The sequence below is a fragment of the Mesorhizobium sp. WSM4840 genome (assembly GCF_055811755.1).
Genome location: NZ_JBVVQD010000045.1, coordinates 24349 through 38777 on the forward strand (window position 1 = coordinate 24349; position 14429 = coordinate 38777).

Below are 14429 nucleotides of genomic sequence, written 5' to 3' on the forward strand. Positions count from 1 at the left end.
CCGCATTGCCGATAAAAACAAATTGCCTTTCCTGTTTATTGCGATAGGTTTTCCTTATGATTGGTCTCACCGTCCGGCAGATGCAATATTTCGAGGCGCTGGCGCAGACGCTGCATTTCGGCCGCGCCGCGAAGCTGGCCGGCGTCAGCCAGCCGGCGCTGTCCTCACAGATCGCCGAGATGGAGCTACGGCTCAACTGCCGGTTGTTCGAGCGCGGCGGCAAATCGGTGCGGATGACCGACGAGGCATTGGCCATGCTGCCGCGCATCGAGCGCATTCTTGCCGACATCCGCGAAATCGAGACCACGGCCCGGCGTGGCCGCCCCGCCATGGAAGGGCGCTTCCGGCTCGGCATCATCCCGACGGTGGCGCCCTATCTGCTGCCGCATGTGCTGCCGGAGCTGAAACGGCATTTCCCGGCCTTGCAGCTCGAACTGCGCGAAGCGGTGACCGCGTCGCTGGTCGAGGACACCGCCCTGGGAAAACTCGACGCCTTCATCGCGGCCCTTCCCCTCGAACAGCCCGGGCTGATCACCGAGCCGCTTTTCTCCGACCGGTTCTTCCTTGCCGTACCGGCCGGCGACCCCGCCTTCGCCTCGCCGCCGGTTCCGCCGGAAAGCCCGGCATTGGAAAGGCTGATGCTGCTTGAGGAAGGCCATTGCCTGCGCGAACAGGCGCTTGCCGTCTGCGGCAGCGTGCGGCCGGTGGCAATGGCAAGCTATGGCGCGACCAGCCTGACGACGCTGCTGCAGATGGTGGCGCACGGGCTCGGCGTCACGCTCATCCCGGAAATGGCCGCAGGACCGGCCAGCGCCATGCGCGATCTGAAGATCGTGCCGTTCCAGGAGCCGATGCCGCAGCGCACGATCTGCCTCGCCTGGCGACGCAACAAGGCCCGGCACGACGAATGTGTGGAACTGGCGAAGATTATTCGTGGGCTGGATGCGGCGGTGCTGGCGGCGTGAGGCGCGTCGCACCATCCAATGGAAAGTCTGCTATGACCCAAAGCAAATGTTCAAATCATCGCACTGAGAGTCAGGAATACGCCAAGGGGACGAAAGCAGCCCCACCTCCTGAAGGATGGCGTTCGGGATCTCAGGCATTCCAGGTGGAGCGTGCAACGGGTGCGGAGAGAGTTAGGGAGCGCAGTCAGTGTACGCTACGGGGACGTATCATTCCCCGTCCGTTCGGCCTGGGAAACATCAACTTCAATCAAATCACCGTGAATTGTACCGAACGCCCGGAACCGTCGACGCGTCTACGGCATTGATTTTGCGGAGAAGTCTGCGTCCAGAACAGGGAGCAGTATGATGGCTTACCGTGATTACATCCATACGCCAGTGACGCCGCGCGACATCCGATGGGGACTCCAGCAGGGGGCCGTTGCGGGCATTGTCGCAGGCATCGTCTTTGCGGCGTTCGAAATGACGGCGAGTGCGTTCATGATGGGGGCGGAAGCGTTCTTCATGCCCCTGCGCATGATCGGCGCCATCGCACTTGGACCGGAAGCTCTCGATCCCGGCTACCCGCTCCTGACGGCCAGCATCGCCGGCGTGATCGTGCATTTGATCCTGGCCATCGCCTATGGGATCGTGTTCGGGGAGATTGCCGCAATGCTGCGAGGGAGAGCAGCCTTCATTGGTCTCGGCAGCGTCTTTGGCCTCGCCTTGTGGCTCGTCAATTTCTATGTGATCGCGCCGATCGCATTCCCCTGGTTCCTGCAAGCAAGCCCGGTCGTGCAGTTCGTTGCCCACACATTCTTCTTCGGTACCGTCCTCGGCTGGTTCCTGTGGGAATCGCACGAGAGAAGCGGGCTCGAAGGACCGGCGGTTTAGCCTTTGCCAACATGCGCGATCTGAAGATCGCGCCGTTCCAGGAACCGATGCCGCAGCGCTCGCCTCGCCTGGCGGCGCAACAAGGTCCGGCACGACGAGTATGTTGAGCTGGCCAAGATCGTCCGCGGACTGGATGAGGCGGTGCTGGCGGCGTGAGGCGCGTCGTACGATCCAATGGAAACTCTGCTATGAGCCTATTGCCGAAGCTCGTTCGTCGTCGGCCGAGCCCATGATCTAAGCCGTCATTCGCTCGCGTCGATTATCGCCCGAAAGTAGACCTTCCGATCGCCTGTATCTCCGAGATCCTGCTTTAGCGTTCAAAAGGACATCCCGTGGGTCGAAGCGGCCGAAAACGCGCGGTCGCCCAAGGCATCCGAGAACAGAGTCTTTCTCAGCCGCCGTAAAGATAGTTCGGAAGCCAGAGCGCCATGCCGGGCCAGATATACATGAGGATCATGCAGAGGATGACGATCAGCATGTAGGGCATCATCCCGGCGAATATCTGGTTGAGCGTGACATGCGGAGGCGAAACGCCCTTGAGATAGTAGGCCGACATCGCGACCGGAGGTGACAGGAACGCCGCCTGCAGATTGACGAAAACGAGAACGCCCCAGAGAACCGGATCGATGTCGAAGTGCGTCAGCATCGGTAGGAAGATCGGCACGAAGATGATGATGATCTCGGTCCATTCGAGCGGCCAGCCGAGAATGAAGATGATCGCCTGCGACAGGATCATGAACTGCACGGGCGTCAGGTCGAGCGCGAGCACCCATTGCTCGAGAAGTGCCTGGCCGCCGAGGATCGCAAAAACGGCGGAGAACAGCGCCGAGCCGACAAAGAGCCAGCAAACCATGGCTGTGGTCTTGGCCGTCAGGAACACTGCTTCCTTGATGCGCTTCCAGTCGAGCGTTCGCGCCTGTAACGCCAGCAGAAAGGCACCAGCGGCGCCGACTGCCGCGGACTCGGTCGCCGTCGTGATTCCGAATAGGATGACGCCGAGCACGACGACAGTAAGTATGGCCAGCGGCATGACCGACGAGACCAGGAGCTTTACGACCTCGAGCCGTTCGGCAGTCATGTTCCGGTAGTAACGGACGAGCACCACTGCAGCGAGTGCTGCGATGATGCCGAAGGTGGCGTAGAAGCTGGTTGCCGGCCCTGCGTCCACTGCGGGTGCGCCGAGTTCCTCCACGGCCGGAGCGCCGAGCTGCTCCAATCCCTCTGGAGCTTCGACGTCGGCCGATGCCTGCGGATGGATGACGACATACCACCACACCAGCAGGAGGGTGAGTGCTGTCAAGGCGAGGGGTACCAGCGCAGCGCAGAAATTCTTGAACAGCTCCCAATATGTGAGGCGTCCGTTCTCCGTCTCGAGCGCCATCGCCCTGGACGGCGAGAACAAGGCGGAAAGAAGTCCAACAAGCATGTTGCGCGAGTAAACTGTCTGAAGGCTTCGCATCCACGCAGGCACCGGAACCCTTGTTTGATTCTCCGGCAACGGCGGGGCGATCTTCGGACTGATTGTCGCCCAGCCAAGAATGTAGATGAGATAGAGGAAGGCGAGGAAAAAACCGGGGAACATCGCCGCAGCATAGAGCTTCACGACGGACTGGCCTGCAACTGCCGCATAGACGATGATCATGACTGACGGTGGGATCAGGATGCCCAGCGTGCCGCCCGCGGTGATCACGCCGGAAGCGAGCTTCACATCGTATCCGGCGCGCAGCATCGGATTGAAGGCAATCACCCCCATCAAAACCACAACGGCGCCGACGAGGCCACTGGCGATGCCCCAGAAGGTGCAGACAATGAGCGTAGCGATGGCCAGCGACGCCGGTACTCGTCGGAACGAAAGCTGGATGCTGTAGAACATCTTGTCGACCAGCGCCCCGCGTTCCATCACATATCCCATGAGCACGAAAAGCGGGATGGAGATCAGAACGTCATTGGTCATTGCCCCATAGGTGCGCTGGACCATCAGATCGAAGACGCGGTTGTCGATCCAGTGCTCCGCCGGGTTGTAGAACGCGTAGAACCCGAAAAACATGCCAAGGCCCATCAGCGTGAAGGCTGTCGGGAAACCCATGACTATGACGACCACGATGAGCATAAGCATCGTGAGTCCGAGGGCTGGATCGCTCAACTCTGCAGGTCTCCACCCATTCCGCGCTGGCGCGCTTGCTCGTCTATCTTTTGTGCGCGCTCGATTGCGGTCTTGCGCGTCTCTTCATCCACAAATTCGCTGAGCGCGAGCTGTTCCTCCACGACGTCGATCTCCGCAACGTCCTTGCGCCGGCTGGGCCATTGCCCGGCCCTGAGACAGACGATGCAGCGCACGATCTCGGCCACGCCCTGGAGCATCACCAGGGCGCCGGCCAGCGGAATGACCGATTTGAAATGGTAGATCGGCGGACCCTCCGCTGTCACGGTCGAATGCTCCCCGATCCGCCATGAAATCGCGGCATAGTCGTAGCCTGCATAGACGAGCGCCGCGATCCCCGGCAGGAAGAAAACCACGTACAACAAAAGATCGAGCGCGGCTTGAGTCCGGGGCCGCATCGAGCTGTATAGAAAATCGCCGCGCACATGTGCATTCTGCGCCAGCGCATAGGCTCCGGCGAGCATGAACAGCGAGCCGTAGAACATGTTGCTGGCGTCGAATATCCACGCCGTGGGCATGTTCAGGATGTAGCGCTTGAAGACCTCGACGCAGACCAGCGTCATCAGCCCGATGATAAGCCACGCCGCGGCCTTGCCGACCCACGTGCTGATTGCATCGACTGTATTCAGGAAATGCTGGACGTTCATACGAGGCAGCCGGATGGCCAGAGTGTTGGTAAGAAGGCAAGGCACCGTCGGTCATGGCCCCGATGGTGCCTTGTCGGCTCGAACTGTGCTTCAGATCTTCTTTGCTGCCCCGTCAGGTCCGAAGTAATGATCGAAGACCAGGCGGCGGCTGACGACTACGTCCTGTTCCCATTGTGTTGCCCGCTGGGCAAAGGCGATCTGCGATTCAAGGACCTCCCGGAACAGCGGATTTTCAGCCGCCTTCTTCTTCACGACCTCGTCGTAGACCTCCAGCTGTTGCTTGAGGATCGCTTCCGGTGTCTTGTAGAATTTGACCTTGTCGGTCGTCTGCATCTCCAGATAGTCTTTCGAATAGCGGTCGATCGCCTTCCAGTGCATGTCCTGCGAGGCCGCCTCGACCGCATTGGTGATGATGGCCTTCATCTGGTCAGGCATGGCGTCGTATTTCGCCCTGTTGAACAAGATCTCGAACTGCTCGGCATTCTGGTGATAGCTTTGCAGCATGCAGATCTTGGAGACGTCCGGGAAGCCGAGGACCCGATCGGACGAGGCGTTGTTGAACTCGGCCGCATCGAGCAGGCCGCGATCCAATGCCGCGACGATTTCGCCGCCCGGCAGCGCGTTGACCGCAGCACCGAGTCCGGTGAACACGTCAATGGAAATGCCGACGGTGCGGAATTTCAGGCCCTGGAGATCCTCGGCCTTCGCCACCGGCTTCTTGAACCAGCCGAGCGGCTGCGTCGGCATCGGCCCGTAGAGGAACGAAACGACATTGGCGCCGATCGATTCATAGAGCTTTGCGAGCAGCTCCTTGCCGCCGCCATATTTGTGCCAGGCGAGCAGCATGTTGGCATCCATGGCGAAGCCCGGACCGGAACCCCACAGCGCCAGCGCCGACTGTTTGCCATAGTGATAGACGACCACGCCGTGGCCGCCGTCGAGCGTTCCTTGCGACACCGCGTCGAGCAGGCCGAAGGCCGGCACCACGGCGCCCGCCGGCAGCACCTCGATCTTCAGGTCGCCGCCGGTCATGTCGTTGACCTTCTTGGCGAAATCGAGCGCGAATTCGTGAAAGATATCCTTGGAAGGCCATGTGCTCTGCCAGCGCATGTTGACCGGCCCCTGCGCCTTGACGACGCTCGGCGCGGCAACGATCGCCGCAGCTGCCACGGCCGCCTCGCCAAGGAACTTGCGGCGCGACCTCATATTCTGGATCCTTGCTTTGGTCATCGGTTCCTCCCAAAGGTGTCGGGCTTTTCAAACCCACGTCCGACAAGACTAGTCAAAGACGGCCCAGCAAAAATTGCAGCGCACGTCCTATCGCCTAAACTAGGGCGGTTCTCTCTTAAGGACAGGTGCCGGGACTTTCCCAAGCAATGGGCGAGTAGCAGTTACGCATCGCGCCACTGAATGACCGCTCTCGCCAAGGACACAAAGGTCCGCATTTGGCGCTACCCAGTCGTAAGTGACTGATCGTCGCCGCAACGCAAGCTGGCGACGGCCGCACTGGGTGGCGAGCTGACACGCTCTGGCAGCAATTTGGCCGCAGGACGCGATGGAGCGTCAACCGCGCCGCGCTGCCTCGATCGCGGCGACGTCGATTTTCACCATGGTCATCATGGCATCAAACGCGCGCTTTGCCTCGTCGCCGCCAGCCGCCATCGCGTCAGTCAGCACGCGCGGCGTGATTTGCCAGGAAATCCCCCATTTGTCTTTGCACCAGCCGCACACGCTCTCCTGGCCGCCATTGCCGACGATGGCATTCCAATAGCGGTCGGTCTCCTCCTGATCGTCGGTGGCGATCTGGAACGAGAAGGCTTCGTTGTGCTTGAACTCGGGACCCCCGTTGAGGCCGATACAAGGAAGGCCCGCAACTGTGAATTCAACCGTCAACACGTCGCCTTCTTTGCCGGCTGGGTAGTCACTGGGTGCACGGTGCACAGCACCCACCACGCTGTCAGGAAAGACCTCGGAGTAGAAGCGGGCGGCAGCCTCGGCGTCCTTATCGTACCAGAGGCAGATCGTATTCTTTGCCATTTGCGCGTTCCTTTCGCTTTAAGGCCAGGATTTCGGCCTTGTTTCCCCATCCGCGCTCTTCCGAAATAGGTAGCCAACCGCTTTTCTCCACCCCGGAAGCGTCTGTCTCGCCCGGGCGTCGCAAAGGGCAGCTTACCTTAACGTCACTGTCCGCTTGGGGCCGGGTTCCGGACGATGAGCGAAGGTCCGCTCCTGAAATGCGTCGGGAATGTTCGGGAAAATCCGCAAAGCGGACCAGCTTTGCAACTCCAAACCAGACGGCAGGGCCACGATCCGGCGCCCGCAGACCTCGCCCACCGGCGCTCCAGTCCGACACGTCATGTTCACCTGCGGCTCGGCAAGGCACAGTGGTGCTATCCAGGCGTGTTCGCCTTGACGACCTTTTGACATTCGGGCGTCAGCTCGCTCATGTGATCGGCCAGGCATTTGATGACGTGGCCGCCGCCCGGCAACACGCCCTTGCAGAACTTCTGGTAATCTGCCTGGCAGGCCTCACGCTCGGCCGCCGTCTGCGCCAGCGCCACGGTGGTTGCCATCTGAGTTGCCAAGAAAAGCACGCTCAACGCAATCCGCATGACAAACTCCCCTCAAACATGTAGATTAGCTCACTTTTATACAATGCGATATACACCGGGAAGTATATAGAGGGGGGAAATGCTTTTCCTATCGGGTAGAATCGCGCAGGCGGCAGGCTTGTTCGCCGTTACACTACTATTGTCCGCTTGTAGCGAGGAAAACACATACGTACCGCCACCTCCGCCCAAGGTCGACGTGGCGCTCCCGATGAAGCAGAGCGTGACTCCTTATCTCGAGGCCACCGGCATTGCCGCGGCGGTGAACACGACGCCCCTGGTTGCGCGCGTCTCGGGCTTCATCCAGGAAATCGATTACAAGGACGGCGACGAGGTCAAGGCCGGCGCCCGGCTGTTCCTGATCGAGCCCGATTCCTACCAGCTGGCGCTTGAGCAAGCCGAGGCCGGGCAGGGTTCATCTGATGCCGCCGCCAAGCAGTCCGGTGCTGACCTAAAGCGGCAGCAGGAGCTGTTGTCCCAGAAAATCATCTCGCAATCGACCGCCGACCAGGCGGCCGCGGCAGCAGACGTCGACATCGCCAAGCAGAAGCAGAGCGCGGTCGACGTCAAACAGGCTCAACTCAATCTGAGCTATACGGAGGTCAAAGCGCCGTTCGCGGGCATCGTCACCTTACGCCAGGTGTCGACGGGGCAGCTCGTCGGCGCCGGCAGCGTCACCACGCTGGCGACCATCGTTCAGACCGCCCCCATCTACGTCAATTTCAACATCTCGGAGCAGGATGTGCTGCGCATTCGCGCCGCCATGGCGAAGCGTGGAACGACCGCGCAGGATCTCAAGAAAATACCGGTCGAGGTCGGCTTGCAGACCGAGACGGGTTATCCCCACGCGGGAACGCTGGACTACGCCGCGCCAGAGGTTACCGCTGCCACCGGCACGCTAGCGGTCCGCGCAGTGCTCCCCAATGAAGGCCGGGAACTGCTGCCTGGCTATTTCGTGCGTGTGCGCGTGCCGTTGGGCGTAGAGCCGAACATGCTGCTCGTTCCCGACCGGGCGATCGGTAGCGACCAGAAGGGTCGCTACGTGCTCGTCGCCGGAAAGGACGACGTCGTCGAACAGCGTCCGGTTGAGATCGGCCAACTCGTCGGCGCGTTGCGAGTGATCACCAAGGGTATCGCGGCGGACGACCATGTCCTTGTCTCCGGCCTGCTGACGGCCGTACCCGGCCAGAAGATCGAGCCGCAAGAAACGAAGCTGGAAGCAGTCGTCACGGACGGCGCCGCGCAATGATCTCCAAATTCTTCATCGAGCGGCCGGTCCTGGCGAACGTAATCGCCATCCTCATGGTCGTCATAGGCGTCATCTCGCTCTTTGCCCTGCCGGTGGCGCAGTATCCCGACGTGGTGCCGCCTACCGTTTCGGTGACCACGCGCTATCCGGGAGCGAGCGCGCGTGCGGTGATCGACACGGTGGCGTTGCCGATCGAGCAGCAGGTTAACGGAGTCGAGGGCATGATCTACATGCAGTCATTTGCTGCATCGGATGGCACCTATAACCTGACCGTCACGTTCGCGATCGGCACCGATCTCGACCAGGCGCAAGTGCGTGTGCAGAACCGTGTGTCCGCCGCCCTAGCGGCGCTGCCGCAAGCGGTGCAGGTGCAAGGTGTCACCGCTCAGAAGAAGTCGACCTCGATCCTCGAAATCGTCACGCTGACTTCGCCGAACGGAGAATATGACAGCCTTTATCTCGCCAACTACGCCACCATCCGGCTGAAGGATGAGCTCTCCAGGCTACCCGGAGTCGGCAATGTCAATGTCTTTGGCGCCGGTCAGTATTCCATGCGCGTTTGGCTCGATCCCGAGAAGATGCAGGCGCGCGGCCTTACCACGCAGGACGTCGTCCAGGCGCTGGGGCAGCAGAGCGAACAGGTCACCGCAGGCCAGATTGGCGCGCCCCCGACGCCCGGGAGCCAGTCCTTCCAGTACACGATCGAGGTGTCCAGCCGCCTTGACGATCCCGATCAGTTCGGCGCCGTGATCGTCAAGACTGGCGCCAATGGCGACATGACGCGCGTGCGCGACGTCGGCCGGGTCGAGCTCGGCGCCCAGACCTATGGGCAGCTCTTCAATCTCGATGGCCAGGAAGCGGCGGGTCTGGCTGTTTTCCTGTCGCCGGGCGCCAACGCGCTCGATGTGGCCGGCAAGGTCGAGACAAGGATGAAGGAGCTGTCGCGCGAGTTCCCGCAAGACCTGGCGTACTCGATCCCCTTCAACACCACGATTTTCGTCAGCCAGGCGATCCACGAGGTCTACAAGACGCTGATCGAAGCCGCCGTCCTGGTGCTCATCGTCATCCTGCTTTTCCTGCAGGACTGGCGGGCGATGCTGGTGCCGGCAACGACCGTTCCGGTGACGATCATCGGGGCGTTCGCGGCGATGGCGGCGCTCGGCTTTTCGGTGAATCTGTCGACCCTGTTCGCCATCGTGCTTGCCATCGGCATCGTCGTCGACGACGCCATCGTCGTGGTCGAGGGAGCCGCTCACAATATGGAGCGCGGCATGTCGGGCCACGACGCGGCGATTGCCGCCATGAACGCGCTGTTCGGACCGATCATCGGCATCACCTTGGTGCTGATGGCGGTGTTCCTCCCGGCTGCGTTCCTGCCCGGGCTCACGGGGCAAATGTACGCGCAATTCGCACTTGTGATTGCGGCAACTGCCATAATCAGCGCCATCAACGCGGCCACGCTCAAGCCGACGCAGTGCGCGACCTGGCTGAGGCGTCCGGTGCCGCCGGACCAGCGCAATGTCTTCTTCCGCGGCTTCAACACGATCTACCAGCGCATGGAGAACCGTTATGCCGGCCTGATCGGCTCCATGGTGCGTCACAGTGCGGTGATGGGCGTCATTGCGCTGCTGATCATCGGTGCGGCGGGCTATGGCATATCGCGCGTGGCCACCGGCTTCATTCCAATCGAGGATCAGGGTTACCTGCTCGCCGCGGTTCAGCTGCCCGATGGCGCGGCACTGGGCCGTACGCAGGAGACGCTGCAACAGGTTTCGAAGATCGCCAAGGCCACGCCTGGCGTCGATCAGGTCGTGACCATCGCCGGCATCTCGGCACTCGACAATAACTCGACGCTGGCGAACGCCGGCGTTGCCTACATCATCCTCAAGGACTGGAAGCTGCGCGGCAAGAGCGAGGATCTTGCGTCGCTATATGCGACGCTCAACAAAGGTCTGTCCGACATGGATGACGGACGTGTGCTGGTGCTGCCGCCGCCGCCGATCCAGGGCATCGGCAACGCGGCCGGGTTCACCATGCAGGTCGAACTGCGTGACAGCAGTTTTGACCTCCCCAAGCTGCAAGGCGTGGTCGAGGCGGTGACCAGGACCGCGGGGACGCAGTCGGGCATACAGCGCGTGTCGGCACCGTTCCGGGCCAACGTCCCGCAATACGCGGTCGAACTCGATCGCGAGAAGGTGCAAACCCTTGGGCTGACCACGGACCAGGTCTTCCAGACGCTGGCCGGCTATCTCGGCTCGACCTATGTCAGTCAGTTCAACAAGTTCGGGCGGGTGTTCCAGATTTACGTGCAGGGCGATTCACAATTCCGCCTGACGCCGGAGAATATCGGCCGTCTGACTGTGCGCAACCAGAACGGCGACATGATTCCGCTCGGAACGCTGCTGATGGTCACACCAAGCGTCGGCCCGTCGCTGATCAGTCTCTACAACCTTTATCCCTCGGCATCGATCATTGGCGTGCAGGCGCAAGGTTTCTCGTCGGGCGACGCGATCAAGCTGATGGAGGAGGTCGCGGCCGACACTCTGCCGCCCGGCGCCGGCTTTGAGTGGACGGCGTTGTCCTTCCAGGAGAAGCTCGTCGGTAACCAGATCTATCTGGTGTTCGGCCTGGCGCTGCTGCTGGTCTATCTGGTGCTGGCAGGCCAGTACGAGAGCTGGCTGGCGCCGATCTCTGTCTTGCTCGCCGCGCCGCTGTCGCTGGTGGGTCCGGTCCTGGTCCTCACCATCGTAGGCGTCGACAACAATCTCTACGTGCAGATCGGCCTGATCCTGCTGATTGCGCTTTCGGCCAAGAACGCCATCCTGATAGTCGAGGTCGCTCGCGAGTTGCGCGCCGCCGGCAGACCGATCGTCGAAGCGGCGATCGAGGCAGCACGAGCGCGCTTCCGGCCCATCCTGATGACGTCCTTCGCGTTTATCCTTGGTGTCGCGCCGCTGGTGGTGGCGACAGGCGCCGGGGCCAGCGCGCGCAAGTCGATCGGCATCACGGTCTTTTCCGGCATGATCGCCTCGACCTGCCTCGCCATTCTCTTCGTGCCTTCCTTCTTCGTCATTCTGCAGCGATTCGAGGAGTGGCGCGCCGCGCGAAAGAGGAGGCGTGAGTACACACCTACACTTCCGGGGTAGCAGTACGACATTATCGCTGCCTGTCACTGGTGCTGGCTCAGGGTCCGTCGTCGCAGATCTCAGCGGGGACGCCGCGTTCGACCGGGTCATTGTCGCCCGACATTGAGACAACGCCTCTGTTCTTGAAACGCGTACGGGAGCCCGTTGCCCGCTCAGGCGGTCTTCGGCGTCACCAGCCCCAGTTCGTCAACCATCGCCTCGCGCATCGAGGGTGCTCATATGAGAACGGAGTTTCTGGGCAACATGTTGCTCAACTCTTCATTGCATCGGGTCGTTGGGGGCCTGCAGGCGCAGTTTAAACCTCATGCATCCAGGGTGCATAGGACATGCCGACGATCGCTCCTTCAATCGTCAGGACTCGGGCGACGGTCTGGCCCCAGGGCTCGGTGCGTGCACCATGGAGCAGGTCATACCCTTTTTCCTGAAGCTCCTGTGCGGCGGCAGCAACGCTGTCTGGGGTTTCGACTTCGAACTCGATACAGGCTTGCGGTATCGGCCGATCCGCCGGCCACTCGCGTGTGCCAAAGCACGCTTCGGCAGCCTGCGAGAGCGGCCATACGCCAAAATGCTTACTGCCGCCGATGCTCTCGCTGAAGTAGTACTCATCGCCCTCGTGGCGCTTGAGCGGCAAGCCCAGCACGTCAATGAAGAGCTTGCGGCTCTCGGCTGGATCCGGCGCAATGATGGCCATACTCGAAATGAACAAGACCTTCATTTTTGGACACTCCATTCTGACGGCAATTCTATTGCTGATTTGGCCAGATCGCGGTGACCGAATCCCGCCTTGGAATCGTGGGAGCGTAACGGCCGCGTGGCGCGACGCGGACACCCCGCTTCAGGCGGTCCTCGGCGTCACCAGCCCCAGTTCGTCAACCATCGCCTCGCGCATGAGAAACTTCTGCGGCTTACCGGTCACCGTCATCGGCAATTCGGTGCGGAAGCGGATGTGGCGCGGGATCTTGTAATGGGCGATCTGGCCGGCGCAAAAGGCCTTGATCTCCTGCTCGGTGGCGATCTGGCCCGGCTTGAGCACGATCCACGCACAAAGCTCCTCGCCGTATTTCGGGTCGGGAATGCCGAAAACCTGCACTTCCCTGACCTTGGGGTGGCGGTAGAGAAACTCCTCGACCTCGCGCGGATAGACGTTCTCTCCGCCGCGTATGACCATATCCTTGACCCGGCCGACAATGTTGCAATAGCCCTCGGCATCGATCGTGGCGAGGTCGCCGGTGTGCATCCAGCCGTCGGCGTCGATCGCCTCGCGGGTTTTTTCCTCGTCGTCCCAATAGCCCTTCATCACCGAATAGCCGCGCGTGCAGAGTTCGCCCGGCGCGCCGACCGCAACGGTGGCGCCGTCGGCATCGATCGCCTTGACCTCGACATGGGGGTGGACGCGCCCGACCGTCGAGACGCGCTTTTCCAACGGATCGTCGACGCTGCTCTGGAACGACACCGGGCTGGTCTCGGTCATGCCATAGGCAATTGTCACCTCCGCCATGTGCATCAGCGACACCACCTTCTTCATCACCTCGATCGGGCACGGCGAGCCGGCCATGATGCCGGTGCGCAGGCTGGTGAGATCGAAGGTGTCGAAATCCGGATGGTCGAGCATGCCGACGAACATGGTCGGCACGCCGTAGAGGCCGGTGCAGCGCTCGCCCGCCACCGCCTTCAGCGTGGCGCCGGCATCAAAGCCCTCGCCAGGGAAAACCATGGTCGCGCCCTTGGTGACGCAGCCGATCGTGCCCATCGACATGCCGAAACAGTGATAGAGCGGCACCGGGATGCACAACCGGTCCTCGACGGTCACCCTGATCGCCGAGGTGACGAAATTGCCGTTGTTGACGAGGTTGTTGTGGGTCAGCGTAGCGCCCTTTGGCGCGCCTGTCGTACCTGAGGTGAACTGGATGTTGATGGCGTCGCCGGGCTTCAGCCCCTCGGAGATCCGGTCGAGGCTGTCATGCTCGTCGCGCCCGGCCATCGCCAGCACGTCGGCGAAATTGAACATGCCGGGCGAGTTCTCCTCGCCCATGCGGATGACGATTTTTAGCGCCGGCAATTTCTTCGCGTTGAGCTCGCCCGGTGTCGCCGTCGCGATCTCCGGCGCCAGCGTCTCGATCATGCCGAGATAGTCGGAGCTCTTGAATTTGACGGCCGTGACCAGCGCTCGGCAGCCAACCTTGTTCAGCGCATAGTCCAGCTCGGTCAGCCGGTAGGCCGGGTTGATGTTGACCAGGATCAGGCCGATGCGCGCGGTGGCGAACTGCGTCACCAGCCATTCCCAGCGGTTGGGCGACCAGATGCCGACGCGGTCGCCTTTTGCCAGGCCAAGCGCCAGGAAGCCTGCGGCCAGCGCGTCCACCGTGTCTGAAAGTTCGCTCCAGGTGAAGCGCTTGTCCTGGTCGACAAAGACGGCGGCATCGAGCGTGCCGTATTTGCTGACGGTATCGGAAAGCAGTGCCGGGATGGTCTGCTGCAGCAGCGGCATGGTGCGCTCGCCCGACACATGCGCCCTGCCGTCGACCGGCGCGACGAACGTACCACCGTTGCGCGGGCGGCGGCCGCGCAGGTTGGTGGCATTCTTCAACTCGTCGAGATTGATCGGCATCGCCGTCTCCTCCGCAGGCGACCGAGTCTATCAGCCTGCCGGGGTGGTGGAAATCCCGTTGATGGTCTGGAGCGCCATCCCTCCCCCTTGAGGCCCCTGTTTGGACTGGGGACATCGCGAACAGGTGTGCGAGGACATCGCGAACAGTTTTGCGCATTGTGCGCGAGGGGGTTC

General features: G+C 61.8%; 11 protein-coding genes. 4 read left to right on the forward strand and 7 right to left on the reverse strand.

Going from position 1 to position 14429, the window contains the following annotated elements:
- Positions 1-56 precede the first annotated feature (56 nt).
- Together AC0L3I_RS33620 and AC0L3I_RS33625 are read left to right on the forward strand one after the other, a co-directional pair.
- On the forward strand, positions 57-965 hold the full coding sequence (locus tag AC0L3I_RS33620; protein ID WP_473529796.1) for a hydrogen peroxide-inducible genes activator: 909 nt from the start codon (positions 57-59) through the stop codon (positions 963-965).
- 345 nt (positions 966-1310) lie between these two features.
- On the forward strand, positions 1311-1835 hold the full coding sequence (locus AC0L3I_RS33625) for a hypothetical protein (RefSeq protein WP_473529797.1): 525 nt from the start codon (positions 1311-1313) through the stop codon (positions 1833-1835).
- A 391-nt stretch (positions 1836-2226) separates the two neighbouring features.
- Here AC0L3I_RS33625 and AC0L3I_RS33630 read toward each other — a convergent pair whose 3' ends face one another.
- From AC0L3I_RS33630 to AC0L3I_RS33650, 5 genes are all read right to left on the reverse strand, one after another.
- A complete protein-coding gene (locus AC0L3I_RS33630) occupies positions 2227-3978 on the reverse strand; it encodes a TRAP transporter large permease (protein ID WP_473529798.1) in 1752 nt (583 codons plus the stop codon).
- Positions 3975-4643: a TRAP transporter small permease subunit gene (locus AC0L3I_RS33635; protein ID WP_473529799.1), complete on the reverse strand. Its 669-nt coding sequence runs from the start codon at positions 4641-4643 to the stop codon at positions 3975-3977. The genes AC0L3I_RS33630 and AC0L3I_RS33635 overlap by 4 nt, the downstream gene beginning before the upstream one ends.
- Before the next feature lie 90 nt (positions 4644-4733).
- A complete protein-coding gene (locus AC0L3I_RS33640; RefSeq protein ID WP_473529800.1) occupies positions 4734-5873 on the reverse strand; it encodes a TRAP transporter substrate-binding protein in 1140 nt (379 codons plus the stop codon).
- 333 nt (positions 5874-6206) lie between these two features.
- A complete protein-coding gene (locus AC0L3I_RS33645; RefSeq protein WP_473529801.1) occupies positions 6207-6680 on the reverse strand; it encodes a VOC family protein in 474 nt (157 codons plus the stop codon).
- Positions 6681-7033: 353 nt separating this feature from the next.
- Positions 7034-7255: a cysteine rich repeat-containing protein gene (locus AC0L3I_RS33650; protein ID WP_473529802.1), complete on the reverse strand. Its 222-nt coding sequence runs from the start codon at positions 7253-7255 to the stop codon at positions 7034-7036.
- A gap of 79 nt (positions 7256-7334) precedes the next feature.
- Between AC0L3I_RS33650 and AC0L3I_RS33655 the strand changes: the two genes are divergently transcribed.
- Entirely contained in the window at positions 7335-8501 is a 1167-nt protein-coding gene (locus tag AC0L3I_RS33655; protein WP_473529803.1) for an efflux RND transporter periplasmic adaptor subunit, read from the forward strand.
- Complete coding sequence (locus tag AC0L3I_RS33660) at positions 8498-11647, forward strand: efflux RND transporter permease subunit (RefSeq protein WP_473529804.1); 3150 nt, start codon at positions 8498-8500, stop codon at positions 11645-11647. The genes AC0L3I_RS33655 and AC0L3I_RS33660 overlap by 4 nt, the downstream gene beginning before the upstream one ends.
- A 295-nt stretch (positions 11648-11942) precedes the next feature.
- Here AC0L3I_RS33660 and AC0L3I_RS33665 read toward each other — a convergent pair whose 3' ends face one another.
- Both AC0L3I_RS33665 and AC0L3I_RS33670 read right to left on the reverse strand, forming a co-directional pair.
- On the reverse strand, positions 11943-12362 hold the full coding sequence (locus tag AC0L3I_RS33665; RefSeq protein WP_473487130.1) for a VOC family protein: 420 nt from the start codon (positions 12360-12362) through the stop codon (positions 11943-11945).
- 120 nt (positions 12363-12482) lie between these two features.
- The gene (locus AC0L3I_RS33670) at positions 12483-14255 is read right to left on the reverse strand and encodes an AMP-binding protein (protein ID WP_473529805.1); all 1773 of its coding nucleotides are present in this window, start codon (positions 14253-14255) and stop codon (positions 12483-12485) included.
- Positions 14256-14429 lie beyond the last annotated feature (174 nt).

Bases quoted from the DNA above. Each gene is read 5' to 3' on its own strand.
- AC0L3I_RS33645 (WP_473529801.1), bottom strand. From the start codon at position 6,680: ATGGCAAAGAATACGATCTGCCTCTGGTACGATAAGGACGCCGAGGCT.
- AC0L3I_RS33640 (WP_473529800.1), bottom strand. From the start codon at position 5,873: ATGACCAAAGCAAGGATCCAGAATATGAGGTCGCGCCGCAAGTTCCTT.
- AC0L3I_RS33660 (WP_473529804.1), top strand. From the start codon at position 8,498: ATGATCTCCAAATTCTTCATCGAGCGGCCGGTCCTGGCGAACGTAATC.
- AC0L3I_RS33635 (WP_473529799.1), bottom strand. From the start codon at position 4,643: ATGAACGTCCAGCATTTCCTGAATACAGTCGATGCAATCAGCACGTGG.
- AC0L3I_RS33670 (WP_473529805.1), bottom strand. From the start codon at position 14,255: ATGCCGATCAATCTCGACGAGTTGAAGAATGCCACCAACCTGCGCGGC.
- AC0L3I_RS33665 (WP_473487130.1), bottom strand. From the start codon at position 12,362: ATGAAGGTCTTGTTCATTTCGAGTATGGCCATCATTGCGCCGGATCCA.
- AC0L3I_RS33625 (WP_473529797.1), top strand. From the start codon at position 1,311: ATGGCTTACCGTGATTACATCCATACGCCAGTGACGCCGCGCGACATC.
- AC0L3I_RS33655 (WP_473529803.1), top strand. From the start codon at position 7,335: ATGCTTTTCCTATCGGGTAGAATCGCGCAGGCGGCAGGCTTGTTCGCC.
- AC0L3I_RS33620 (WP_473529796.1), top strand. From the start codon at position 57: ATGATTGGTCTCACCGTCCGGCAGATGCAATATTTCGAGGCGCTGGCG.
- AC0L3I_RS33650 (WP_473529802.1), bottom strand. From the start codon at position 7,255: ATGCGGATTGCGTTGAGCGTGCTTTTCTTGGCAACTCAGATGGCAACC.